This is a genomic window from Streptomyces sp. NPDC002867 (assembly GCF_053591895.1).
In genome coordinates this window covers 15,953-40,294 of the sequence record NZ_JBSFUR010000003.1, presented here as the reverse complement: position 1 = coordinate 40,294, position 24,342 = coordinate 15,953, and the positions used below count along the sequence as shown (strand labels likewise).

Genomic DNA, 24,342 nt, shown 5'->3' with positions numbered 1-24,342 from the left:
GCCGGCGAGGTGTGTGCAAGTGGAGCTGGAACTACGCCATTTGCGTGCCCTGTGCGCCATCGCGGACGCCGGGAGCGTCGGCCGGGCCGCCACGGCCCTCGGATACACCCAGCCTGCGATGAGCACGCAGCTCCGGCGCATCGAAAAGGCGCTGGGCGAGCCGCTGTTCAGCAGAGGCAGCACGGGGGTGGAGCTCACCGCGTACGGTGTCGAGGTCGTCAGCCAGGCCCGCGACGTCCTCGCCCGTGCGGACGCCCTCGGCCGGCGGCGGACCGCCACGCCGCCGGGAACGACGCGCACGCTGCGGCTCGGTGCCACGAACACCCCGGTCCTGCCCGGCCTCGTGGCATCGATGCGCACGGCATTCCCGGATCTGACGATGTCGATCAGCAGCGTGTACGCCACCGGGGACCTGGTCAGGCTCGTGGAGGCCGGCGAACTGGACGCCGCGCTGGGCATCGACTACCCGGGGCAGGATCTGCGCCACTCCCCCGCGCTCGCGCACCGCGCCATCGTCACGGCGCCGGTCTTCGTCGCGCTGCCCGCCGATCACCGGCTGGCGCACCGGGTGGAGGTGCCGCTCGAGGAGCTGGCCGAGGACACCTGGTTCGTCGCATCCGACGACGGGGTGGGCTGGCCGGGCGCGTTCTACGATGCGTGCCGGGCATCCGGTTTCACGCCTGCGGCCGTGCACGAGTTCAGCCCGCTCGACCAGTTGCAGGCACTGATCGCCGACGGCCACGGCGTCTCCGCCATCCAGGCCACCCACAGGCCCGTCGACGGCGTGCAGATCAAACCGCTGGCCGGTACGCCGCTGTGGCTCAGGCACCTGTTGATCCGGCGGCGCGACAGCGTCGACGAGGTGACGGCGGAAGCGCTCCACCACTACGCGGCCGCGGCCTACCGTGAACTCGTCATCCGTGCACCGCACTTCCAGGCCTGGGCGAACCGGACCTACGCCGCCGCTCGTCCGACGGGTCGGGCCGGCACGAAGCTCACGTGACGGGGCTGCCGGGCCGCGCGCACCGGCGTTCCGGCAGCCGGCCTGCAGAACGACGGCAGGGCCGGAGAGTCCTCCGGCCCTGCCGTGCGCGCGGCGTCATCCGATGCCGATGCGGGTCTTCCAGTAGCTCGCGGCGCCGATGATCTCCGTGCCGGAGCCGGAGAGCGCGGTCCGGCTGCCCGCGTAGAACCTCACGGATCCGTCGGACCGCACCGTCCGGATGTCCGGGATCGCGTCCCCGTTGACGTCCGGCGTTCCGATCAGGTGCGGGATGCTCGCGCTGGACCAGCCTGAGGCGCCGTACTCGGTGTCGACGCCACCGGCCGAATTCACCGCGGCGGCGAGCGACGTGAGCTCGACACCGCCGCCGACCCGGGGACGGCACTCACCGGAGCCATCGATCACATGGGGAACGAGAGCAGGCGTACGGGTACGGGGCAGAAGACGGTGGCCTCCACGACACGGGACGGACTCCGGACCGGCGAAGCCCGTCGCCGGATCGGCGAAGCCCTCGCCTGCGGGGGCCGTCCTCGACCGGGACATCAACGCGACGGTCAACGTCGCCAAGGCCTCCGGACCGGCGGTGCCGTAAGACCGGTACTCGTACCAGCACGGCGCGGTGAAGCAGGAGCCCACCGAGAGGTCACCCGACCGTGGCAGGAATCCCGCCCTTGAGGACCGGGGAGCGGAAGTCAACGCGCCCCGTACACCGGTTGGGGGGTCTCGGCCTCGGCCAGCAGCTTGAGGGCGGTCTCTCCCGCCTCCGCCGGGGTCCAGCGGGCGCCCTTGTCCGCGGTGGGACCCGGCCGCCAGCCCTCCATGACGGTGATCCGGCCGGCCTCGGCCTCGAAGACCCGGCCCGTCACCCCGGCAGAGGCGGAGGAACCCAGCCAGACGACAAGGGGAGAGACGTTCTGCGGGTCCATGGCGTCGAATGCACCGTCCTGGGGGGCGGCCATGGTGTCGGCGAAGGTCCGCTCGGTCATCCGGGTGCGGGCGACCGGGGCGATCGCGTTGACCTGGACGCCGTAGCGCGCCATCTCCGCCGAGGCGACAAGCGTCAGGCCGACGATCCCGGCCTTGGCGGCGGCGTAGTTGCCCTGGCCGACGCTGCCGAGAAGGCCGGCCCCGGAGCTGGTGTTGATCACGCGGGCCTCGGGCGTACGGCCCGCCTTCGCCTCGGCGCGCCAGTGCGCGGCGGCGTGCCTGAGCGGCAGGAAGTGGCCCTTGAGGTGGACGCGCATGACGGCGTCCCAGTCGTCCTCGTCGAGATTGACGAGCATGCGGTCGCGCAGGAATCCGGCGTTGTTGACGAGGGTGTCGAGGCGGCCGAAGGCGTCCACCGCGGTGGCGATGAGCGAGGCCGCGCCCTCGGCGGTGGCGATGTCCCCGCCATGGGCGACCGCCTGCCCGCCGAGCGCGCGGATCTCGTCGACGACCTGCTGGGCGGGCCCGCAGACCCCTCCCGTGCCGTCGAGGCCGACGCCGAGGTCGTTGACGACCACTCTCGCTCCCTCGGCGGCGAAGGCGAGGGCGTGCGCGCGGCCGAGCCCGCGGCCGGCCCCGGTGACGACGGTGACGCGCCCGGTGCAGATTCCGGTGGTCATGGCTGTGTCCTTTCGGTGAGCGGATGTCCTGCGGCAGCCGCCCGGACCTGGTGCCGGCGGGCTCCACGACGGCGGCGGCGGGACGCGCGAAGGCACGCGTCGCCCCTGCCGGGGCGGTCAGTTGTTGACGCCGGCGGCGTCGAGGAACGCCGGGCGTTCGCCTCCGCCGTGGACGTGCAGGGCCGCGCCACTGATGTACGCGGCCCGGTCGGAGGCGAGGAAGACGCAAGCGTCGCCGACGTCGGAGGGATCGGCGAGCCGGCCGAGCGGCACGGTGCGGCCGACGGCGGCGATGCCGTCCTCGTCCCCGTAGTGCAGGTGGGACAGCTCGGTGCGGACCATGCCGAGAACGAGCGTGTTGACCCGCACCCGGGGCGCCCATTCCACGGCCATGGAGCGGGCGAGGTTCTCCAGGCCCGCCTTGGCGGCTCCGTACGCCGCGGTCCCCGGGGACGGACGGGTCCCGCTGACGCTGCCGATCATCACGATCGATCCGCCCCCGCTCTGATGGCGCATCACCTCGTACGCGGCGATCGAGGCGGTCAGCGGCGCGACGAGGTTCAACTCGACGACGCGGGCGTGGTGTTCTGCCCCGCCGCCGTCGAGCATCCGGAACGGAGTGCCCCCGGCGTTGTTGACCACGGTGTCCAGTCGCCCGTACTCGCTCCGCACCCGTTCGAAGAATCCACCGACCGCCTGCGGGTCGCGGAGGTCGACGGGGAGGAAGCGGGCCCTGCGCCCCGCAGCCTCGACAGGCTTGTCCGGAGCTCGTCGCGCGCAGGTCACGACCTGCGCACCGGCTTCGAGCAGGGCGCGGGTGATCCCCGCGCCGATGCCTCGGGTTCCGCCGGTGACGACGGCGACGGAGCCGGACAGGTCGATGATCGCTGCCAATTGACACCTCCCGTAGCGGGGGATCCACTGCTACCTTCACCTAACAAACGTTTGATGGAAAGGTAGCTGATCTGCTCATGGGTGTCTCCACCTCCGCCCCGCACGAGGGCATCGCCGTCGTCACCGTGGACTTCCCCCCGGTCAACGCCCTCCCGGTACAGGGTTGGTACGACCTGGCCGCCGCGGTGCGCGCGGCCGGGGGCGACCCGACGGTTCGCTGCGTGGTGCTCACCGCCGCCGGCCGCGGTTTCAACGCCGGCGTGGACATCAAGGAAATGCAGCGCACGACCGGGCACGACGCCCTGATCGGCGCCAATCGCGGCTGCTACGAGGCGTTCGCCGCGGTCTACGACTGCGAGGTCCCGGTGGTCGCCGCCGTGCACGGGTTCTGTCTGGGCGGCGGCATCGGCCTGGTAGGCAACGCCGACGTCATCGTCGCCGCCGACGACGCGACCTTCGGGCTGCCCGAGCTGGACCGGGGCGCCCTCGGCGCGGCAACCCACCTCGCCCGACTGGTCCCCCAGCATCTGATGCGGGCGCTGTACTACACCTCCCGCACCGCCACCGCACAGGAGCTGCACCGGCACGGCTCGGTGTGGCGGGTCGTCCCCCGCGAGCATCTCCACGACGCCGCGCTGGAGCTGGCGCGGGAGATCGCCGCCAAGGACGGCTGTCTGATCCGCCTCGCCAAGGCCGCGATCAACGGGATCGACCCGGTGGACGTCCGCCGCAGCTACCGCTTCGAGCAGGGCTTCACCTTCGAGGCCAACCTCAGCGGCGTCGCCGACAAGCACCGCGACGCGTTCGTGTCGTCCCAGGAGGACCGCCGGTGAGTGACAAGACGATGACCGCCGAGGAGGTGGTCGGCCGCCTCGAGAGCGGGATGACGATCGGCATCGGCGGCTGGGGCTCGCGGCGCAAGCCGATGGCGCTGGTGCGCGCGCTGCTGCGCTCTGACCTCACCGATCTGACCGTCGTCTCGTACGGCGGCCCGGACGTCGGGTTGCTCGCCGCCGCCGGGAAGATCCGCAAGCTGGTCGCGGCGTTCGCCACACTCGACTCCGTCCCCCTCGAGCCGAACTTCGGGGCGGCCCGGCAGCGAGCCGCGTTCGCGATGGTGGAGCTGGACGAGGCCATGGTCATGTGGGGTCTGACGGCCGCCGCGCACCGGCTGCCGTTCATGCCGATCCGGGCCGGTCTCGCCTCGGACGTGATGAGCGTCAACCCGTCGCTGCGCACGGTCACTTCCCCGTACGAGGACGGCGAGGAACTGGTCGCGGTCCCGGCCCTGCGGCTCGACGCCGCGCTCGTCCACCTCAACCGGGCCGATGCGCAGGGCAACGCCCAGTACCTGGGCCCGGACCCGTACTTCGACGATCTGTTCTGCGAGGCCGCCGACGCGGCGTACGTCTCCTGCGAGCGGATCGTGGACACCGCCGACCTGCGGGGGGACTCCGGTCCACAGTCCCTGCTGGTCAAGCGCGCGTTCGTGAACGGCGTCGTCGAGACGCCGAACGGCGCGCACTTCACCTCCTGCGCCCCCGACCACGACCGCGACGAGGCGTTCCAGCGCGCCTACGCCAGGGCGGCACGCGACCCCGAGGCCTGGCGGGCCTTCGGCGAGCGGTTCCTGTCGGGCGACGAGGGCGCGTACCAGGCCGCGGTGGCGGCGTTCCACGAGGAGGAAGCATGAGCAGCGGTACGACGACGGCGACGCGGGCCGAGTACTGCGTGGTGGCGTGCGCCGAGGCCTGGCGGGGCGCGGGCGAGGTGCTGGCAAGCCCGATGGGCACCGTCCCCACGATCGGGGCCAGGCTGGCGAAGCTCACCTTCTCCCCCGACCTGCTGCTGACGGACGGCGAAGCGCTGCTCATCGGCGACGTACCGGCGGTCGGCGCCCGGGCGCAGGTGGTGGAGGGCTGGCTGCCGTACCGCCGGCACCTGGCCCTGGTCGCCACCGGGCGGCGGCACGTGATGATGGGCGCGAGCCAGATCGACCGGCACGGCAACCAGAACATCTCCTGCATCGGCGCGTGGGCCCGGCCCGAGCGACAGTTGCTGGGCGTGCGCGGCGCCCCCGTCAACACCCTCAACAACCCGACCAGTTACTGGGTCCCCAAGCACTCTCCACGGGTCTTCGTCGAGCGGGTCGACATGGTGTCCGGGGCCGGCTACGACCGCGCCGCCGCGGCCGGCCCCTCCGCGACCCGCTACCACCGCATCCCGGACGTCATCAGCAACCTGGGCGTGTTCGACTTCGAGACCCCGGACCGGACGATGCGGCTGCGCTCGCTGCATCCCGGCGTCACGGTCGAGCAGGTCGTCGCGGCCACCGGCTTCGCGCTCACCGTCCCCGACGAGGTGCCGCACACCCGCGAGCCCACCACCGAGGAGTTGCGGATGATCCGGGAGGTCATCGACCCGAAGGCGCTGCGCGAGCGCGAGGTGCCGGCCGCATGAGCGACGCCACGATCAGCACCCCGCTCACCGAACTGGCCGGTGTCCGGCACCCCATCGTGCAGACCGGCATGGGCTGGGTGGCCGGCCCCCGCCTGGTCTCGGCCGCCGCCCACGCGGGTGCGCTCGGGGTACTCGCCTCCGCCACCATGACCACAGGCCGGCTCCGCTCCGCCGTGCGTGAGGTCAAGTCCCGTACGGACGCGCCGTTCGGGGTCAATCTGCGCGCGGATGCGGGGGACGCGGCAGAGCGTGTACAGATCATCGTCGAGGAGGGCGTGAAGGTCGCCTCGTTCGCGCTCACACCCTCCCGGGAACTGATCGCCCGGCTGAAGGACGCCGGGGTCGTCGTCATCCCGTCCATCGGCGCCAGGCGGCACGCCGAGAAGGTCGCCGCGTGGGGCGCCGACGCGGTGGTGGTGCAGGGCGGCGAAGGGGGCGGACACACCGGCGACGTCGCCACCACCGTTCTGCTGCCCCAGGTAGTGGACGCCGTCGACATCCCGGTCATCGCGGCGGGCGGCTTCCACGACGGGCGCGGCCTGGTCGCCGCGCTCGCCTACGGCGCCGCCGGAATCGCCATGGGCACCCGCTTCCTGCTCACCACCGACAGCACCGTCCCCGACGCGGTCAAGGCCACGTACCTGGCTGCGGCGGTCAAGGACGTCACCGTCACCACCAAGGTGGACGGCCTGCCCCACCGGATGCTCCGCACCGAGCTGGTCGACGCGCTGGAACGCTCGGGCCGGGCCGCGTCACTGCTGCGGGCGGTCCGCCACGCCGGGGCCTTCCGGCGCGAGAGCGGCATGAGCTGGACGCAGATGATCCGCGACGGCCTGGCGATGAAACACGGCAAGGAACTGACCTGGAGCCAGATGCTGCTGGCCGCCAACACTCCCATGCTGCTCAAGGCCTCGATGGTCGAGGGCCGCACCGACCTCGGTGTGATGGCCGCCGGCCAGGTGGCGGGGCTGATCGACGATCTCCCGTCCTGTGCCGAGCTCGTCGACCGCGTGATGACCGAAGCACACGCCACACTCCGCTCCCTTCTCCCCACGCAGTGAAGGGCCGCGGACCGTTCCGCAACCGGGACACGCCCCGGGCTCGTGGCACCAGGGCCGGTCCACGTCTTCCGCTGGAGCGACGGGCCCGTAGCGGCGCCGGGCTGATGGACCGTCGAAGGATTCGGACCCCGGGGCGACACGGGCGCCTCGCCACGTACCTCCCGCCGGCCGACGAGACCGGCGGGCCATACGGCGCCGTGGCAGGTCAGAGCCGCTCGATGATCGTGACGTTCGCCTGGCCGCCGCCCTCGCACATCGTCTGGAGGCCGTAGCGGCCGCCCGTGCGCTCCAGTTCGTGCAACAGGGTGGTCATCAGCTTGGTGCCGGTGGCACCGAGTGGGTGGCCGAGGGCGATGGCGCCGCCGTTGACGTTGACTTTCTCCGGGTCGGCCCCGGTCTCCTTCAGCCACGCCAGCACCACGGACGCGAACGCCTCGTTGATCTCGACCAGGTCGATGTCGTCGAGCGTCATCCCCGCCTTCTTCAGTGCGTACGCCGTGGCCGGGATCGGCGCCGTCAGCATGCGGATGGGGTCCTCGCCGCGTACCGAGATGTGGTGGATGCGGGCGCGCGGGGTCAGCCCGTGCTCCCGTACGGCTCGTTCGCTCGCCAGCAGCATGGCGGACGCGCCGTCGGAGACCTGGGAGGAGCAGGCGGCGGTGATGCTGCCGCCGTCGATGACCGGCCTCAGGCCGGCCATCCTCTCCAGGCTGGTGTCGCGGCGCGGGCCCTCGTCGGTCGTCACGTCACCGTACGGGACGACCTCGCGGTCGAAGCGCCCCTCGTCGATGGCGCGGATCGCCCGCTGGTGCGAGCGCAGCGCGAACTCCTCCATGTCGCGTCGGGAGATGTCCCACTGCTCGGCGATGAGTTCCGCACCGTGGAACTGGTTGACCGGCCGGTCCCCGTAGCGGGCCCGCCAGCCCTCGGAGCCGGCGTACGGGCCCTCGGTCAGTCCGAGCGGCTCGGCGGCCTGGCGGCTCGCGAAGGCTATCGGCACCTGCGACATGTTCTGGGTGCCGCCCGCGACCACCAGGTCGCTGGTGCCGGACAGCACCGCCTGCGCGGCGAAGTGCACCGCCTGCTGGGAGGAGCCGCACTGGCGGTCCACGGTCACGCCGGGCACCTCCTGCGGCAGCCCCGCGGCGAGCCACGAGGTGCGGGCTATGTCGCCGGCCTGGGGACCGACGGTGTCCAGGCAGCCGAAGACGACGTCCTCGACGGCCGCCGGGTCGGCGCCCGAGCGCGTCATCAGCGCCTTGAGCACGTGTGCGCCGAGGTCGGCCGGGTGGACGGCGGACAGCCCGCCGTTCCGCCTCCCGACGGGAGTACGGACCGCTTCGACGATGTATGCCTCGGCCATGGCCACTCCTTTTCCGATGTCTTCAGTGTCCTGCGCGGAGGGCGATCCCCTCCAGCACCATCGACAGGTACTGGCGGGCGATCTCCTCGGGGCTGTGCTGTCCTCCCGGCCGGTACCAGGACGCGGCGACCCACACGGTGCCGCGCACGAAGCGGTAGGTGAGCCGGACGTCGAGGTCGGCGCGGAAGACGCGCTCGGCGACCCCGCGCTCCAGCGTTCCGAGCCACGCCTTCTCGAACCTCTGCTGCGAGTCGGCGAGACAGCCGAAACGCGGCTGGGACCGCAGGTGCTTGGACTCCTTCTGGTAGATGGCGACCGCGGCGCGGTGCCGGTCGATCTCCCGGAAGGACTCGGTGACGAGGGCCTCGATCGTCTCCCGTGGCCCGAGGGCGGCGGCGAGCACGGCGTCGTACCGGGCCCACAACTCGTCGAGGAAGGTGGAGAGGATCTCGTCGAGCATCGACTCCTTGGAATCGAAGTGGTGGTAGAGGCTGCCCGCGAGCATCCCCGCCGTATCCGCGATCCTGCGGACGGTGGTGGCGTTGTACCCCTGTGCGGCGAACACCTCGGCCGCCGTGGCAAGGAGCTCCTCGCGCCGCTCGGGCGACGGGCTCATCGTGGCCTTCCTGCTGCTTCTCGGCACGCGGCCGTTCTCGCCTCACGCGTGCTGGCTGCTGACGGAGAGGATCTCTCCGGTCATGTACGAGGAGTAGCCGCTGGCCAGGAACACGATGACGTTGGCCACTTCCCACGGCTCGGCGTAGCGGCCGAACGCCTCGCGGGAGGTCAGCTCCTCCAGCAGTTGGGGGGTGGTGACCTTCACCAGGTGCGGATGCATGGCGAGGCTGGGCGAGACGGCGTTGACGCGTACGCCGTAGCCGGCGGCTTCCAGCGCGGCGCAGCGGGTGAGCGCCATGACCCCGGCCTTGGCGGCGGCGTAGTGCGACTGGCCCTTCTGCGCCCGCCATCCGATCACCGAGGCGTTGTTGACGATGACACCCCCGCCACCCGCGGCCTTCATGCGGCGCAGAGCGGCGCGGGTGCAGCGGAAGGTGCCGTTCAAGGTGACGTCGAGGACCTTGTCCCACTGCTCGTCGGGCATGTCGACGAGATCGGCCGTGCCACCGAGCCCGGCGTTGTTGACCACGACGTCGAGGCGTCCGTGCCGCTTCTCGGCGAGGTCGAAGAGTGCCGTGACCTGGGCCTCGTCGGTCACGTCGCAGGGCAGCGACGTCACCCGGTCCGCACCGAACTCGGCGGCCAGCTCCGCCTCGGACTCCTTCAGCCTGCGGGCGTGCGCGTCGGAGACGACGACGCTCGCCCCCTCCTCCAGGAGCCGCTTGGCGGTCGCGCCGCCGATCCCCGCTCCCGCAGCGGCGGTGACGACGGCGGTACGGCCGGCGAGCAGGCGGTGGCCCGGTACGTACGGCGGCGGGGCCGCGGTCATGGGCGAACCTCCTTGGGCAGGCCGAGTACGCGCTCGGCGATGATGTTGCGCTGGATCTCGTTCGATCCGGCGTAGATGGTGTCGGAGCGGGAGAAGAGGAACAGCCGCTGGAAGTCGTCGAGGTCGTAGGGCTCGCCGGCCGCCAGCATTCCGCCGGCGCCGCAGACGTCCATGGCGAGCTCGCCCAGCTCCCGGTGCCAGGTCGCCCAGACAATCTTGCCGATGGACGCCTCGGGGCCCGGTGCGCCGGCCGCGACGCCGTCGAGCATCCGCAGCGCATTGCCCCGGATGATCTCCAGACCGATCCAGGCCCGGGCGATCCGGTCGCGGATCAGCGGGCTGTCGGCCGCGCCGTTGCGCTTGGCCAGCTCGATGACGGCCTCCAACTCGCGGCGGAAGCCGACCTGCTGGCCGAGGGTGGACACACCGCGCTCGAAGCCGAGCGTGGCCATGGCGACCTTCCAGCCCTCGCCGGGCCTTCCGACGATGTTCGCCGCCGGGGTGCGGGCGCTGTCGAAGAACACCTCGTTGAACTCGCAGGTGCCGGTCAGCTGCGTGATCGGCCGCACCTCCACACCGGGCTGGTCCAGCGGCACCAGCAGACAGGACAGGCCCTGGTGGCGGGTGGAACCGGTCTCGGTGCGGGCGACGACGAAGCACCAGTGGGACTCGTGCGCGAGTGACGTCCAGATCTTCTGGCCGGTGACCGCCCACTCCTCGCCGTCGAGCTCGGCCCGCGTCCGTACATTCGCCAGGTCCGACCCGGCGCCCGGCTCGCTGTACCCCTGGCACCACAGCTCCTCGACCGCGACGATCCGGGGGAGGAAGCGGTCGCGCTGCTCGGGCGTACCGAAGGCGATCAGGGTGGGGCCGAGCAGCTGCTCACCGATGTGATTGACACGGGCAGGGGCGTCCGCGAGGGCGTACTCCTCGTGGAAGGCGACCTGCTGCTCGAGGGTGGCGCCGCGGCCGCCGCACTCCTTCGGCCAGCCGACGCAGGTCCAGCCCGCGGCGGCCATGTGCCGCTCCCATGCGAGGCGTTCGGCGAAGGCCTCGTGCTCCCGTCCGGGCCCGCCGCGCCCGCGCAGGCTCGCGAACTCCCCCGTGAGGTTGGCCCGCAGCCAGCCGCGGACCTCGGTGCGGAACTCCTCGACTCTGCTCATGGGCGGCTCCGGACGACTCTCGACGCATGGGCGACTCGACTTTCTCGACGGCCGAGAGTCCGTACGTTAACCTACCAAACACTTGTTAGGGAAGGAGGGTAGATGTCCGCTGCCCGCACCGCACCCGCGGAGCCCGTCCGATACGAGCGCCACGGAGCCGTCGCCGTGGTCACCATGGACCGGCCCGACTACCGAAACGCCCAGAACTCCGCGATGACCTACGCCCTGGACCGGGCCCTCTACCGCGCGGCCGACGACAACGAGGTGAAGGTCGTGATCCTCGCCGGAGCGGGGAAGCACTTCTCGGCCGGCCACGACATCGGCACCCCGGAACGGGACGCGCATCTGCCGTTCGACCGCAAGGCCGGCCTGTGGTGGAACCACTCGGACAAGCAGGGCGCGGAGAGCCGTTACGCCCGCGAGTCCGAGGTCTACCTGGGCATGTGCCGCCGCTGGCGTGACCTGCCCAAGCCGGTGATCGCCTCCGTGCAGGGCGCGTGCGTCGCGGGCGGCCTGATGCTCGCCTGGGTCTGCGACCTGATCGTCGCCTCCGAGGACGCGTTCTTCGCCGACCCGGTGGTGCGTATGGGCATCCCGGGCGTGGAGTACTTCGCCCATCCGTGGGTGATGCCACCGCGCATCGCCAAGGAGTTCCTCTACACCGGCGACCGGATGAGCGCGCAGCGCGCGTACGAGGTCGGGATGGTCAACCGGGTCGTGCCCCGCGCCGAACTGGCCGACCGCACCATGGAGTTGGCCACCCGGATCGCCGACATGCCGCGCCTGGGACTGGCGCTGACCAAGCGGGCCGTCAACCAGGCCGAGGACCTTCAGGGAATGCACGCCGGAATGGACTCGGTCTTCGGGCTGCACCATCTGGCGCACGCCCACAACGCCGAGACCGCGAAGGACTCGCTCGGCGGCATGGACGTCCCCGCGATGAAGGAGGCCTCCTCCTGATGGACCTCGACTTCACCGCCGAGGAGGAGGCGTTCCGCGCCGAGGCCCGCGCCTGGCTCGCCACCCGTGTCCCGCCCGCACCCCTGCCCTCCCTGGAGACCGCCGAGGGCTTCGCCGCCCACCGGGCATGGGAGCGCACACTGGCCGCGGACCGCTGGTCGGTGGTCTCCTGGCCCGAGAAGTACGGCGGCCGGGGGGCCTCACTCCTCGAGTGGCTGATCTTCGAGGAGGAGTACTACGCCGCCGGCGCACCCGGCCGGGTCAGCCAGAACGGCATCCATCTCCTCGCCCCCACCCTCCTGGAGCACGGCACGGCCGAGCAACTGGCCCGGATCCTGCCGCCGATGGCGAGCGGCGAGGTGATCTGGGCCCAGGCCTGGTCCGAGCCGGAGTCCGGCTCGGACCTCGCAAGCCTGCGCTCCACTGCTGTACGGACCGACGGCGGCTGGCTCTTGAGCGGCCAGAAGACCTGGTCGTCCCGGGCGGCCTTTGCCGACCGCGCGTTCGGCCTCTTCCGAAGCGACCGGGGCGACACGAACGCGGCCAAGCCCCATCGCGGCCTGACGTACCTCATGTTCCCGCTGGACGCGGACGGGGTGACCGTGCGCCCCATCGGCCGGCTCGACGGCAAGCCCGCCTTCGCCGAACTCTTCCTCGACAACGTCTTCGTCCCGGACGAGGACGTGATCGGCGAACCGGGCCAGGGCTGGCGGGTCGCGATGAGCACCGCGGGCAGCGAGCGCGGGCTGACGCTGCGCAGCCCCGGACGGTTCACCGCGGCGGCCGACCGCCTGACAGCGCTGTGGCGCTCGGCCGCGGACCCGAGCGACACCGCCCTGCGCGACCGGGTCGCCGACGCGGTCGTCGGCGCCCGCGCGTACCAGCTCTTCACCTACGCGGGCGCCTCGCGGATCGCCGCCGGAGGAGTGATCGGCGCCGAGTCGAGCCTCAACAAGGTCTTCTGGTCCGAACTGGACATCGCCCTCCACGAGACCGCGCTGGACCTGCTGGGCCCGTACGGCGAACTGTCGGACACGGCCGGGGATGCGCCCGCGCACGGGAGCTGGGCCGAGGGGTACACCTTCTCGCTCGCCGGCCCCATCTACGCCGGTACCAACGAGATCCAGCGCGACATCATCGCCGAGCGGCTGCTCGGCCTGCCGAAGGGACGCCGGTGATGCGGTTCCTCCTCGACGACGAGCAGCAGGCGTTCGCCCGCTCCCTGGACGGCATGCTCGCGGCGGTCGGCACCCCCGCCGTCGTACGGGCCTGGGCCGCCGGGGACACGGCACCCGGCCGCGACGTGTGGGCGAAGCTGGCCGAGGCCGGCGTCTTCGCCCTCGCCGTGCCGGAGCAGCACGACGGCCTCGGCCCGCTCCCCGTCGAACTCACCGTCGTCTTCACGGAATTGGGCCGCCACGCGGTGCCGGGCCCGCTGGTGGAGACGGTGGCCGCGGCGGCATTCCTGGACCGTCTGGGGGACGACGCGGCGGCCGCCGCATGGCTGCCGGGCATCGCGTCCGGCAAGACGGCCGCCTCGCTGTGTCTGCTCTCCGACGACAGCCCGTACGCCCTGGACGCCCACGCCGCCGACGCGGTCTTCGTCGTGGACGGCGACACCGTACGCCTGGCAGGGGCGGCCGGGCCCGTCCAGCCGTCCGCCGACCCGGCGCGCCGGCCGGCCCGCCCGCTCGGCGGAACCGTCCTGGCGCGGGGGCCGGACGTGGCCGCCGCGGCCGCGCACGCCGCCGACGTCGCGGCGCTGGCGACGGCTGCCCAGGCGCTCGGTCTGGGCCGCACCCTGCTCGTACGAACCGTCGAATACGCCCGGCAGCGCACCCAGTTCGGGGTGGCCATCGGCTCGTTCCAGACGATGAAGCACCGGCTGGCCGACATGCTGATCGCCCTGGAGTTCGCCCAGCCCCTGATCCAGGCCGCGGCCGTGGCCCTGGCCGCGAAGGATCCGGCGTCCGGCCGCGAGATCGCGGCGGCGAAGGTCGCGGCGTGCGAGGCCGCCTGCGCCGCTGCCCGTACCGCCCTGCAGTTCCACGGCGCCCTCGGTTACACCGAGGAGTTCGACCTCTCCCTGTGGATCCGCAAGGCCCGCGCGCTGCGATCCGCCTGGGGCACACCGGCCGCCTGCCGCGCCCGCGTGCTGGCTCCCTGAACCCGATCCGGACCGAGCGGCGCAGAAGGGAGCCGGCAGGTGAGGCCGACGGAAGAACAGAAGGAACTGCGGTCCGCCGTGCGGGCATCGCTCTCACGTCACGAGGGTGCGGCGGCCTGGCTGCCGTTGACCGAGCAGATCGGCGTCGCCGGGCTCGCCGTCCCCGAGGAGTACGGCGGTGCGGGCTGCGGGGCACGCGAAGTCCACGTCGTCATGGAGGAGTTGGGCCGGAACCTGAGCCCCGTCCCCTACCTCGGCTCTGCGGTGCTCGCGGTGCAGGCCCTGCTCGCCTCCGGCGACACGAGGGCATGCGCGCAACTGCTGCCGGGGCTCGCCGAGGGCCGGACGGTGGGGGCCCTGGCGTGGGCCGAACACGGTTCCTGGGACCCGGCGGCCGTCCGGGCCGACGCCGCCCGCGGCCCGGGTGGCGCCTGGCGGCTCGGCGGGACCAAGGAGTTCGTGCTGCACGGGACCGAGGCCGATGTGCTGCTCGTGGCGGCCCGAACGGGGGCGGGTGTCTCCCTCTTCCAGGTGCCCGTCGACGGCGCGGGGGTGCGCCGCGACGCGGTGGTCACCATGGATCAGACCCGGACGCAGGCGCGCATCGTGCTCGACGGGGCCGAGGGCCGGCTCATCGGCGCGGAGGGCGACGGCGGCCGAGTCCTCTGGCACGTACTGGACCTGGCCTGCACGGCGCTCGCCGCCGAGCAGGCCGGCGCGGCCGAGCACTGCCTGGAGCTCACGGTCGCCTACGCCAAGGAGCGCAGGCAGTTCGGCCGGCCGATCGGCTCCTTCCAGGCGCTCAAGCACCGGCTGGCGGACGCGTACGTGCTGGTGGAATCGGCGCGGTCGGCCGCGCTCGGCGCGGCTTTCGCGGCCGCCGCCGGCTCTTCGGAGTTGCCACGCTGCGCGGCGGTCGCCAAATCTGCCTGCTCGGAGGCGTTTTCGGCGGTGGCGGGCGAGACGATCCAGCTGCACGGCGGCATCGGTATCACCTGGGAGCACGATGCCCACCGCTACTTCAAGCGCGCACACGGCTCGGCCCAGCTGTTCGGCCCACCGGCGTGGCACCGGGGCCGGCTCGCCGAGGACCTGGGTCTGACCGCGGCCTGACGGGACAAGGCCGGCCCGACGGGACATGGGCTTCGGGAAGGTGACGGTGTCGGTGGGCCGGCGAGCTGGTGACCTGCCGCCTGTGCGCCCTTCGCCTGTCGTACTCGAAAGCCCAGGTGCTGGGCTTCCCCCGGCAAGGGTCGAGCCATCGGCCGGTCCCGTGGCGCACCGACCACGAAGAGCCACGTGCCTCCCACCATGCCGGACGGCCGGGGACGGCCCGGGCCATGGGTTGCGACCGCTCCGCGTGCGCGCGAACGCGCCGCCCGGTAGCGTCGAAAACGCGCGTTCCGCCCAAACCGCTGGGCCCTGGGCCGGCAGGGCCGCCGCCGATGTCGGCAGAGGAACGAGATCACATGCCACACAGCATCCACGCGATGACTGCCGCGGCCGCTCTGGTCTGCCTGGCAGCAATCGGCCCCACACCCAGCAGCGCCGCGTCACCACCCGCCCAGTCCGCGGGGCCCGGCGCGGCGGCCCCGTCCCGGTTCGTGCCCGGCCCCTGTCCGAAGCCGCCCGAGCCCATCGCCGCGCTGAGCGGCGCACGGTGCGGCTTCCTCGAGGTCCCCGAGAACCGCTCCCGCCCCGGCGGCCGGACCATCAAGCTGGCCGTGGCGGCCATTCCGGCTGCCACCCCGGCGAAGGCCACACAGGATCCTGTGGTCTTCATGGCGGGCGGCCCCGGTGCCGACGCGATCGACGACATCCCCTTCCTCATCGACTCCGGCCTGAACAAGGACCGCGAGCTGATCATCATGGCCCAGCGCGGAAACCTCTACTCGCAGCCGAACCTCGCCTGCCCGGAGGTCGACCGGTTCAACGCGCAGGCCGTGGGCCTGCGCTATGACGCAGAGCCGACGGAACAGCGCCTGCTGAAGGCGGTGAAGGAGTGCCGGGACCGCTTGGCGGCCGACGGCATCGACCTGAGTGCCTACAACACCACTGAGAACGCCGCCGACTTCGCCGACCTGCGCAAGGCGCTGGGCATCCCCCGGTGGAACGTCTACGCGTACTCCTACGGCACCGACCTGGCCCTCACGTACCTGCGCAGGCACCCCGGGGGAATCCGCGCCGTGGCGCTCGACTCGCTCACACCTCCCCAGACCGCGACCCTGCCGTGGACATGGAGCAGCGCCCAGGAGGGGATCCGCAACATCTTCGAGGCGTGCGCGGCGGAGCCCCGCTGCAAGGACCTGTACCCGGACCTCCCCCGTCTGCTGACGTCGCAGGTGCGCAGGCTGGAGGCACAGCCCCTGACGCTGAACGTCCCGCCGCCGAGCGGAGGAAAGCCGGTCAAGGTCGTCCTCGACGGGGGCGCGCTGCTGAACCTGGTGGTCGGCAACGCCGTCCCGGCCAAGGACGTCCCGGCGGCGCTCGAGGAACTCAGCGACGGACGCCCGGAGCGCTTCGCGCAGGCCCGCGCGGCCGGCTCCGTCCAGAACGTCGGCGCGTTCGCGCACGGCCTGACGGAGTCGGTGGCGTGCAGCGAGTGGGCGCCGGGGTACTCGGAATCCGACGTGCTGAACGCAGGGCGCCGGGCCTTCCCGGGGTGGCCGGACACGGTCCTGGCCCAGCCGCCGCAGCTTCCCTTCCAGTACGCGGCGTGCCGGGTCTGGAACGTTCCGGATCGCGCGTCCGTCCAGCGGGTGGCCACGGCCAGCGCGGTGCCGGCGCTCGTGGTCTCCGGCACGTTCGACATGAAGACCGGGGCGAGTTGGGCGCGGGACGTGGCCCGTAACCTGTCCCGCTCGACCGCCGTGCAGGTCCCGGGAATCGGCCACTGGGTGGTCCCGCAGTCGCCTTGCGCGCAACGCGTGCTGGCCTCGTTCCTCGCTCGCCCGACCGCGCCCGACACCGGTTGCGTGGACGGCCTTGAGCCCAAACCGTTCACGATCATCCCGAAATGACCGGGAGGGCAGATGTCACGCCACCGAGCCCCCAGTCGTCGCCGTACCGTACGACGACTCCAGGCCACTTCGGCCGGCATGGCGACCGGTATCCTCATCACCGGCCTGCTCGCAGCGCCCGCTCAGGCGCAGCCCCGCACCGGCACCGGCACCGGCACCGGAACGCCGATCGGCACGGCCGCTCGGACGGTGGGCGACGCCGGCTTCGAACCGGGCCCCTGCCCGAAGACGCCGGAACCGATCGAGGCGCTCAAAGAAGCCCGCTGCGGAACGCTCACCGTGCCCGAGAACCGCGCCGAACCCAGCAGTCGAACGATCAAACTCGGTGTCGCGATCGTGCCCGCCGCGGCCGACACACCGAAACCCGACCCCATCGTGTGGTTCGCGGGCGGACCCGGAGACGACGCGGTGGGGGAGGCGCAGATGGCGATCGACGGCGGCCTGAACCGCGACCGTGACGTGATCTTCATGTCCCAGCGCGGTACGTACTCGGCCGACCCGGCGCTCCTGTGCCCCGACATCGACCAGTTCAACGCACGCGCGGTCGGCCTCGTCTACGGCGCTCCCTCCACCGAGCGCCTGCACGTCGAGGCCACCAAGGCCTGCCGCGAGAAGCTGGCGGACCGCGGGGTCGACCTCAGTGCCTACAACGACACCGAGAGCGCCGCCGACTACGCGGATCTGCGCACCGCACTGGGTATCGAGCAGTGGAACGTGTTCGGCATCTCCTACGGCACCCACCTGGCACTGGTCTACATGCGCCTGCACCCCGAGGGGCTCCGCTCGGTGGGCATCGACGGCATACTGCCGCCGTCCAGAGCCGGGTCGGCCCTGACCTGGAGCAGCGCCCGGCAGGGCTTCGACGGCCTGTTCAAGGCCTGCGCGGAGCAGCCGGCGTGCAATCGGCGCTATCCGAACCTGTCGGCCACCTTCGACCGGCTCGTCCGTGACCTCGAAGCCCATCCGGTCACGACCACCGTCAAGCTCCCCGGCACCCCGAAGCCGGTGAAGGTCGTGCTGGACGGCGGAGCGCTGGTGAACTGGATGACCTCCGCCACCCACGTGGCGCCCCAGGTACCCCGCGCCCTCGACGAGCTGGCGCACGGCAAGCCGCAGCGGATCGCCCAGCAGTGGGCGGGCGGCAAGGTCAGCCCCCAGGCCATGGGAAGGGTTTCGCACGGTCTCGCCTACGGCGTCTTCTGCAGCGAGTGGACGCCGTACGAGAGTCAGGAAGAGACGCTCCAGGCCGGACAGGAAGCGTTCCCGTCGTTCCCCCGCTCGGTGCTGGCCCAGGCTCCGCAGCTCACCTTCCTCCGTCCGGACTGCGACGTCTGGAAGGTCCCCGCGGCGCCGCGCACGATCCGGGACGTCACGCGCGGCGACATCCCCACCCTCGCCCTGTCGGGCGGGTTCGACGCCCAGACCGGGGCGGCCAACGGTCCGTATGTCGCCCGTACGCTGAGCCGGGCCAAGGTCGTCACGGTCCCCTACGAGCCGCATGTGGTGTTCGCCTCGTCGAAGTGCGCCCAGGAGATCACCGTCTCGTTCTTCGACACCCCGGCGGCGCCGAAGACCGGATGCCTGAACAGCCTGGAGCCGCCTGAGTTCGAGATCGGGCCCTGAAACCACTCGCGGTCCGCTTCGAAGCCACGGGTCACCGACTTCTCGAACACGCCTGGGCGTCCCGGTATCGGTCCCGGACCTCGGGGCGTTGCTGGAAGCCGGCTGACGTGTAGGTGGCGACGGCGCCGACATTGGAGCTCGGGGTGCAGACGATCGCGCTCGACGAGCCCAGCTCCTGGAGTGCGGCCGCCGCGGCGACGGTGATCGCCTCGCCGTAGCCGTGGCGGCGATGTTCCCGGTGCACGCCCATCGGTTCGATCAACCCGGGCCTACCCGGACCGGCCGACCACACCGTCACCGCCGCCACCGCGTTGCCCTGGTCGTCGTACGCGACCAGACACCGGGCGTCGGCGTACGGCAATCCGGCCGCCATCGCGTGCCAGCGCTCGTCCGTGAACCTCGACCCGTCGAACGCCGCCCGCTGTACGGCGGTCCGTACGTGCGCCTGCTCCGGCCCGACCACCTCGATCCGCAGGCCTGGGTCCTTCACCGGCTTGGTGAGGTCGCGGCGCAGGGGCGTCCACGGCTCGTCGGCGTTCCAGCCGTCCTCGAACAGCAGATCGTGGACCAGTGCACCCATCGGCGCCTCGATGTTCGCCTTCCCCTCGGGCAGCACACCGCGCTCCGGCACGGTCACGTCCTCAACCAATTGCTGCGCCAGCTCCTCGTCCCGCTGAGCGTCTGGCGCGATCGTCAGCCGCAACAGACCGGGACCGTCCAGCAGCCCGACGGCGAGGATCTGTCCGTCCCGGCTCCACGTCCTGACCGCCGCGGCAGTCGCTTCCGCGCCCAACCGCCAGAACCAGCCCAGGTCCCCGGGATGCAGTTGCATCGGAGCCCCGTCGTACTGCCACTCCCGCAGCACGCCCACAGCCTCGCTCAGCCCGTCGACTCCCGGTTTGCCCAACACCATCGCCATACTTCCGATCACACACCACCGCACTGACAGTCCGCACCCGTTTTCCGACCGGCCGGACTGCCGATGGTGGCACCAGCTCTGCGGGACGTCCTTGACGAAACACGATGCGAAGGCGCCGTAGCCGAGGACCTGGACAGAAGAGGGCCGCCCGATCCTCGGAACCAACGGGAGAGCGATGGCCTCTCGAGGAGTCGCGCCGAGCCGACTCGCGGAAGCCGGAGAGGCTTCAGGCAGACACCACCGTTCACGCCACCGCCGGTTCACGCCGACACACGGAGGCAGGCGGAGCCAGTCGACCGGTGCGGTGCATCCCGTACACCGCCGCGGCACACGCCAGGCCGAGCAGGAACAGCGCAGCCCAGGGCAGGGCGGGCAGGCCGGCGGTACGGGCAGCGTCCAGAGCAGCTCCCGTGAGGAGGTTCCCGATGGTGATGCCGACACCGCAGACCGTGTTGTAGAGCCCGTAGTGGGTCGCGACGAGGCGGTTCCCGGAGAGGCGGACGATGGTGTCCATCTCGAAGGGGTACGCGATCATCGTGCCGAGGGCCAGCAGCAGGGCCGACAGGGTGGGGGGCACCGCCGCCATCAGCCACAGCCCGAGCCCCTCGTCCGGTACGGGTACAGCCGTCGCCGCCAGCAGGGGCACGAAGGCAACTCCCATGGCCAGCAAGCCCCATGTGAGCGCATGCGCCGGTTCCAGACGGGCCTTGCACCAGGCCGTCACCCTCGTCTGGCCGACGATGGTGCTGAGCCCCGAGACCGCGAACAGCGCCGCGACTGCCGCCGTGCCGAACTCGCCCTCACCTCCGAGGCGACGCACCTCCAACGGCAGGGCGAGATAGACCTGGAAGGTCATCACGTACGAGCCGACCATGGCGAGGGAGAACAGCAGGAAGGGCCGGTTGGCGACGATGCTCCGCCACTGGGCCAGAACACTCGTCTGCCGTTCCCCGGTGCCGGTTCCGCCCTCAGCCCGGCGGGCGGGCAAGGCGCGCACCTGCACCATGGCCAGGACGGCGAAGACAGCCGCCGCGGTGAGGCACGTGACGCGGAAGTCGATGCCCGTCAGCACCATGCCGACCAGCGGGCCGAGCAGGATGCCCGCCTGGTAGAAGACGTTGAAGAGCGCGAACGCCTCGACCCGGCGTTCTCCCGCGTCCACGGCGAGGTAGGCGCGGGAGGCCGGGTTGAACAGGGCTCCCGCGAGACCCGTCGCTGCGGACGCCGCGATCAGTGCGGGAACGCTGTCGACCAGCCCGAGGGTCGCGAACCCGACGATGCGCAGGGCGAGTCCGGCGATGATCATGGGCTTGTACCCGAAGCGGTCCGCCATGGTGCCGCCGACCAGGAACATGCCCTGCTGACTGAAGTTGCGCACCCCGAGGATCAACCCGACCAGCCAGCCTGCCAGGCCGAGCGGTCCTGCCAGGTGAGCGGCGAGGTAGGGCATCAGCATGTAGAAACCGAGGTTGATGGTGAACTGGTTCACCATCAACAACTGGACGCTGCGTTCGTACGTACGGACCTGCGCGATGGTGCCCTTCACCGGTCCCCCTCGGCGTCGATGCTTCCAGGCTTCTCGCCCGTGACTTCGTCCTGAACCAGCGCGAGGGGATCGACCACTGCGGTGCAGCGGGTCCACCTCGTCACCTCCTTCTCGTCGAGGCGCCCGATCACCTCCGGTTCCTGCGCCGGCGGGGAGTCGAGAAGGCCGTGGGCAGCGCAGTAGTCGTCGTCGTACACGGTGCCGAGATACCGTTGCGGCCCGTCGGGGAAGATCGCGGCGATCCGGGTGTCCGCGGGCAGGGACCGGGCGAGCCATCCGGCGACCAGGGCGACGGCGCCGACGCTCCATCCGCCGGTGGCGTAGTGGGACGCGGCGAGTTGCCGGCAGGCCCACACCGCTTCGGCCGGGGCGACCCAGTGCACCTCGGTGAAGTTGCCGTAGGCGACGTTGCGCGGATAGATGCTGGAGCCGAGCCCCCGCATGAGCCGGGGCCGAGCCGGCTGGCCGAAGATCGTGGATCCGATGGTGTCCACGCCCACGAGCTTCAGCTCCGGGTAGAGCTGCTGCAGGACACGGGAGACGCCCGCCGAGTGTCCCCCGGTGCCGACGCTGCACACCAGCACGTCGATGTGTCCGAGCTCGGTGGCGAGCTCCAGGGCCAGCGGGGTGTAGGCGGCGGTGTTGTCGGGGTTGTTGTACTGGTCCGGGCACCAGGAATGCGGGTGCTGCAGCATCAGCTGGGCGACGCGGTCGCGTCGTGCCTGCTGCCAGCCGCCGGTCGGATGCGGCTCGGAGACGACGTTGACCTGGGCGCCGTAGGCGGTGAGCAGGCGGGTCATCGACATCTCCAGGCCGGGGTCGGTGACCAGGGTGACCGGATGGCCGTACACCATTCCGGCGAGGGCGAGCCCCAGGCCCAAGGTCCCGCTGGTGGACTCGATGATGCGTGCGCCCGCCTTCAATTCGCCCCGGGCTCGGGCACGTTCGACCATGTGCAGACCCGGCCGGTCCTTGATGCCACCGGGATTGAAGCCTTCCAGCTTCGCCCAGAATCCCCTGCCTTCGTGGGCGAAGGGCTCACCTACGCGGAGCAAGGGTGTGTTGCCGACCAGGCCGGAGAGTGCGGCGTGGCCGGGCCTGGTGAGGTGTGTCGTATCGGAAGAGTGCATGAGATGGCTCTCGCCTTTCATGAAGTGTGTGGCGGCCTGGCTTTCGCGCGTCACGCAGGCCCGGAGGCGTTCCTCGGCCGCCACCGGGCACGCGCGCTGCGGCTGAAGACGTGGCCTATGTCCGCCACTGGCACAAGGCGCACAGAGTCGAGCGCCCTGGCACAGCTCTTTCGGTGCCCGACGGCACAGGACGGGGCGCCTCGTGGTGCGCCGCGGCCCGCGTCACCGTCGCCAAAGGCGCCGGCTTCGTGATGTCGGTCGGCTGGGTGCGTGATTGCGGGCGGGCTGCTCCCTGCGGCCCGGAACCGGAGGACGAGCACGACGAATCACCCGGCGTCACGGCACGGGGCGGCGGTGATTTCGCCAAGGAGGCCGACGCGACAGCCGAGGCCACGGAGGCTGCGCTGTGATCGTGACCAGCCGCATGCGCCGATCGAGAACAGTCGGGCGCGGTCAGCAGCAGCACGCTCAGAAGCAGGACGAGCAGCCGCGGTCGGCGGTGGACGGCATGCGGGTGTGACGGGACACGGAAGGGCGAACGCACGGTTCCTCCGCAGGCGGCCGTCGGACGCCAAGGGCGCGTCGGACGGTGGGCAGGGAATGGGGCAGGTTCGGGACATAGCCGCAGAGGTTCGTCGCACCGGCGGTCTCGGGAGCCGGTGCCGCTCACGGCAATGGCCGACCTCGTCACGCCTCAGGAACACGGATGAGAAGGCGTCACGGGGACGACGGGAAAGCCGCGCGGATCCTAGATCTGAAGAACTGTGGCTCTTATCGCCGTACTGGGCAGAGGTCGGGCCGAGGGGGCGTCACCGAAGTCACCCGAGGCAGGGCGGCCCAGAACGGCCGTCCCTTGCTCGATAGGTGTGCAGGCACGCGGAGCTGCCGGAACGGGCGTCTGCTCGGGCTGGCCCGGCACACACTCCTGAGCCGCGTGCGAGGGGCCGTGTTCGCCCCCGTGATGGTCCATCGGTCCGTGGGGAGCCGCATGCCGGTCGATGCCGTTCGATGCGGACACAGCCGCTCTGTCGAGGTGACCGGTGATCCCGTCCATGCTCACGCCGTGCGCGTACACGAAGGCGAAGAGCGTGATCGCCACCCACAGCAGGCGCAGCGGACCCGCAGAGGAGCGGGCCCGCGGCATGCGGGAAGTCGACCGAGCCGTGACCATGCCGTGATCTTAACCACTCGCCTTGCCGTCCGCCCGCCACCAAGTCCCCCACGGCCCGCGTTTGGCCGGAATCCGGTGCGCGGACGGCAAGAGCCCTGGACGGGAGGAAGCGGTTCAGGCCCTTTGTCTGCCGATACCCGGCACAAAGCGTCCGACTCGGGCCGTGTAGACGGCGTACCCGCCTCCGTGCAGGTCGGCCAGATACGGCTCCTCGACGACGCGGACCTGGAGTTGGACCGCGGCCACCAGGGCCGCCAGCGCAAGGACCGCGACGGGATTGGGCACCATCAGCACGAGACCGGTTGCGGTGACGGCCATGGCGGTGAAGACCGGGTTGCGCACGTGCGCGAACAGGCCGGCGGTGACCAGGGCTGTGTGCTCGTTGTCGTCCACGCCCACGCGCCAGGAGGCGCCCATATCTGTTTGGGCCGCCAGAGTGAGTGCCGTCCCGGCCAGGGTGATGGCCAGTCCCGTCCAGTGCAGGACCGGACTGTCGGTGCCCGGCAGTTCGCGGAGGCCGGCGAGTGCGGCCACGGGTGCGGTCCCGCCCCCGATCAGGGCGGCGACGAACAGAACGCCGGCCCACCAGGAGGCTGAACCAGGGCGGCCGGAGGTGCCGCGGAAGCCGGCGTCGCCGGTACGACGGCGCTGTACGACCGCACGGATACCGAAGGCCGTCACCATCCAGCCGAGGTACAGGACCAGCGCCGTCCAGGCCCATCCGTTCATCGCCGGGCCTCCTTCACCGGGGCGCAGCAGGCAAAGCCGGGACGGCAGCCGCATGCGTCTCCGGCCACCTCGCCGTCCG

General features: G+C 71.7%; 24 protein-coding genes. 13 read left to right on the top strand and 11 right to left on the bottom strand.

What is annotated here, in order from left to right; genetic code table 11:
- Positions 1 to 19: 19 nt before the first annotated feature.
- Positions 20 to 1,003 (top strand): LysR substrate-binding domain-containing protein, encoded by a 984-nt coding sequence (locus ACWD0A_RS03305; RefSeq protein WP_451294138.1) that lies wholly within the window; start codon positions 20 to 22, stop codon positions 1,001 to 1,003.
- A gap of 96 nt (positions 1,004 to 1,099) precedes the next feature.
- On the opposite strand, the gene ACWD0A_RS03300 is transcribed toward ACWD0A_RS03305, so the two are convergent.
- The 3 genes from ACWD0A_RS03300 to ACWD0A_RS03290 form a co-directional block, all read right to left on the bottom strand.
- Positions 1,100 to 1,408, bottom strand: coding sequence for a hypothetical protein (locus tag ACWD0A_RS03300; RefSeq protein WP_451294136.1), 309 nt, complete (start codon positions 1,406 to 1,408; stop codon positions 1,100 to 1,102).
- Between the two features lie 287 nt (positions 1,409 to 1,695).
- Complete coding sequence (locus tag ACWD0A_RS03295; protein ID WP_451294134.1) at positions 1,696 to 2,610, bottom strand: SDR family oxidoreductase; 915 nt, start codon at positions 2,608 to 2,610, stop codon at positions 1,696 to 1,698.
- Between the two features lie 117 nt (positions 2,611 to 2,727).
- Entirely contained in the window at positions 2,728 to 3,504 is a 777-nt protein-coding gene (locus ACWD0A_RS03290; protein WP_451294132.1) for an SDR family oxidoreductase, read from the bottom strand.
- Between the two features lie 77 nt (positions 3,505 to 3,581).
- Here ACWD0A_RS03290 and ACWD0A_RS03285 point away from each other — a divergent pair, with 77 nt between their 5' ends.
- Genes ACWD0A_RS03285 through ACWD0A_RS03270 form a run of 4 tightly spaced genes read left to right on the top strand, consistent with a single transcriptional unit; the run spans position 3,582 to position 7,025 of the window.
- Positions 3,582 to 4,337, top strand: a complete 756-nt coding sequence (locus ACWD0A_RS03285; protein ID WP_451294130.1) for an enoyl-CoA hydratase family protein — start codon at positions 3,582 to 3,584, stop codon at positions 4,335 to 4,337.
- The gene (locus ACWD0A_RS03280; RefSeq protein WP_451294128.1) at positions 4,334 to 5,197 is read left to right on the top strand and encodes a CoA transferase subunit A; all 864 of its coding nucleotides are present in this window, start codon (positions 4,334 to 4,336) and stop codon (positions 5,195 to 5,197) included. The genes ACWD0A_RS03285 and ACWD0A_RS03280 overlap by 4 nt, the downstream gene beginning before the upstream one ends.
- Positions 5,194 to 5,964: a CoA-transferase subunit beta gene (locus tag ACWD0A_RS03275; RefSeq protein ID WP_451294126.1), complete on the top strand. Its 771-nt coding sequence runs from the start codon at positions 5,194 to 5,196 to the stop codon at positions 5,962 to 5,964. Before ACWD0A_RS03280 ends, ACWD0A_RS03275 begins: the two co-directional genes overlap by 4 nt.
- Positions 5,961 to 7,025, top strand: a complete 1,065-nt coding sequence (locus ACWD0A_RS03270) for an NAD(P)H-dependent flavin oxidoreductase (protein WP_451294124.1) — start codon at positions 5,961 to 5,963, stop codon at positions 7,023 to 7,025. Before ACWD0A_RS03275 ends, ACWD0A_RS03270 begins: the two co-directional genes overlap by 4 nt.
- Positions 7,026 to 7,230: 205 nt before the next feature.
- Here the strand turns inward: ACWD0A_RS03270 and ACWD0A_RS03265 are convergent, their stop codons facing one another.
- From ACWD0A_RS03265 to ACWD0A_RS03250, 4 genes are read right to left on the bottom strand one after another with little or no spacing between them, the layout of a single operon-like run.
- Positions 7,231 to 8,388: an acetyl-CoA C-acetyltransferase gene (locus ACWD0A_RS03265; protein WP_451294122.1), complete on the bottom strand. Its 1,158-nt coding sequence runs from the start codon at positions 8,386 to 8,388 to the stop codon at positions 7,231 to 7,233.
- Between the two features lie 22 nt (positions 8,389 to 8,410).
- The gene (locus tag ACWD0A_RS03260; protein ID WP_451294120.1) at positions 8,411 to 9,004 is read right to left on the bottom strand and encodes a TetR/AcrR family transcriptional regulator; all 594 of its coding nucleotides are present in this window, start codon (positions 9,002 to 9,004) and stop codon (positions 8,411 to 8,413) included.
- A gap of 42 nt (positions 9,005 to 9,046) precedes the next feature.
- Complete coding sequence (locus tag ACWD0A_RS03255; protein ID WP_451294118.1) at positions 9,047 to 9,835, bottom strand: SDR family oxidoreductase; 789 nt, start codon at positions 9,833 to 9,835, stop codon at positions 9,047 to 9,049.
- Complete coding sequence (locus ACWD0A_RS03250; protein WP_451294116.1) at positions 9,832 to 10,998, bottom strand: acyl-CoA dehydrogenase family protein; 1,167 nt, start codon at positions 10,996 to 10,998, stop codon at positions 9,832 to 9,834. Before ACWD0A_RS03250 ends, ACWD0A_RS03255 begins: the two co-directional genes overlap by 4 nt.
- Before the next feature lie 102 nt (positions 10,999 to 11,100).
- Between ACWD0A_RS03250 and ACWD0A_RS03245 the strand changes: the two genes are divergently transcribed.
- The 6 genes from ACWD0A_RS03245 to ACWD0A_RS03220 all read left to right on the top strand — a co-directional run bounded on the left by ACWD0A_RS03245 (position 11,101) and on the right by ACWD0A_RS03220 (position 18,768).
- The gene (locus ACWD0A_RS03245) at positions 11,101 to 11,958 is read left to right on the top strand and encodes an enoyl-CoA hydratase (protein ID WP_451294114.1); all 858 of its coding nucleotides are present in this window, start codon (positions 11,101 to 11,103) and stop codon (positions 11,956 to 11,958) included.
- Positions 11,958 to 13,136, top strand: a complete 1,179-nt coding sequence (locus ACWD0A_RS03240) for an acyl-CoA dehydrogenase family protein (RefSeq protein ID WP_451294112.1) — start codon at positions 11,958 to 11,960, stop codon at positions 13,134 to 13,136. Before ACWD0A_RS03245 ends, ACWD0A_RS03240 begins: the two co-directional genes overlap by 1 nt.
- The gene (locus ACWD0A_RS03235; protein ID WP_451294110.1) at positions 13,136 to 14,125 is read left to right on the top strand and encodes an acyl-CoA dehydrogenase family protein; all 990 of its coding nucleotides are present in this window, start codon (positions 13,136 to 13,138) and stop codon (positions 14,123 to 14,125) included. The genes ACWD0A_RS03240 and ACWD0A_RS03235 overlap by 1 nt, the downstream gene beginning before the upstream one ends.
- 39 nt (positions 14,126 to 14,164) lie before the next feature.
- Positions 14,165 to 15,238 (top strand): acyl-CoA dehydrogenase family protein, encoded by a 1,074-nt coding sequence (locus ACWD0A_RS03230; protein WP_451294108.1) that lies wholly within the window; start codon positions 14,165 to 14,167, stop codon positions 15,236 to 15,238.
- A gap of 356 nt (positions 15,239 to 15,594) precedes the next feature.
- Positions 15,595 to 17,145: an alpha/beta fold hydrolase gene (locus tag ACWD0A_RS03225; protein ID WP_451294106.1), complete on the top strand. Its 1,551-nt coding sequence runs from the start codon at positions 15,595 to 15,597 to the stop codon at positions 17,143 to 17,145.
- A gap of 78 nt (positions 17,146 to 17,223) precedes the next feature.
- The gene (locus ACWD0A_RS03220; RefSeq protein WP_451294104.1) at positions 17,224 to 18,768 is read left to right on the top strand and encodes an alpha/beta fold hydrolase; all 1,545 of its coding nucleotides are present in this window, start codon (positions 17,224 to 17,226) and stop codon (positions 18,766 to 18,768) included.
- A 31-nt stretch (positions 18,769 to 18,799) separates the two neighbouring features.
- On the opposite strand, the gene ACWD0A_RS03215 is transcribed toward ACWD0A_RS03220, so the two are convergent.
- The 3 genes from ACWD0A_RS03215 to ACWD0A_RS03205 form a co-directional block, all read right to left on the bottom strand.
- Positions 18,800 to 19,687: a GNAT family N-acetyltransferase gene (locus ACWD0A_RS03215; RefSeq protein ID WP_451294102.1), complete on the bottom strand. Its 888-nt coding sequence runs from the start codon at positions 19,685 to 19,687 to the stop codon at positions 18,800 to 18,802.
- Positions 19,688 to 19,931: 244 nt separating this feature from the next.
- Positions 19,932 to 21,233 (bottom strand): MDR family MFS transporter, encoded by a 1,302-nt coding sequence (locus ACWD0A_RS03210; RefSeq protein ID WP_451294100.1) that lies wholly within the window; start codon positions 21,231 to 21,233, stop codon positions 19,932 to 19,934.
- Positions 21,230 to 22,363 (bottom strand): PLP-dependent cysteine synthase family protein, encoded by a 1,134-nt coding sequence (locus ACWD0A_RS03205; RefSeq protein WP_451294098.1) that lies wholly within the window; start codon positions 22,361 to 22,363, stop codon positions 21,230 to 21,232. Before ACWD0A_RS03205 ends, ACWD0A_RS03210 begins: the two co-directional genes overlap by 4 nt.
- A 173-nt stretch (positions 22,364 to 22,536) precedes the next feature.
- Here ACWD0A_RS03205 and ACWD0A_RS03200 point away from each other — a divergent pair, with 173 nt between their 5' ends.
- Both ACWD0A_RS03200 and ACWD0A_RS03195 read left to right on the top strand, forming a co-directional pair.
- Positions 22,537 to 22,773, top strand: a complete 237-nt coding sequence (locus ACWD0A_RS03200; protein WP_451294096.1) for a hypothetical protein — start codon at positions 22,537 to 22,539, stop codon at positions 22,771 to 22,773.
- 630 nt (positions 22,774 to 23,403) lie between these two features.
- Positions 23,404 to 23,541, top strand: a complete 138-nt coding sequence (locus tag ACWD0A_RS03195; protein ID WP_451294094.1) for a hypothetical protein — start codon at positions 23,404 to 23,406, stop codon at positions 23,539 to 23,541.
- Positions 23,542 to 23,648: 107 nt separating this feature from the next.
- On the opposite strand, the gene ACWD0A_RS03190 is transcribed toward ACWD0A_RS03195, so the two are convergent.
- Positions 23,649 to 24,263 carry a methyltransferase family protein gene (locus tag ACWD0A_RS03190; RefSeq protein ID WP_451294092.1) on the bottom strand — a complete coding sequence of 205 codons (615 nt, stop codon included), beginning with the start codon at positions 24,261 to 24,263 and terminating at the stop codon, positions 23,649 to 23,651.
- Positions 24,264 to 24,342: the final 79 nt, after the last annotated feature.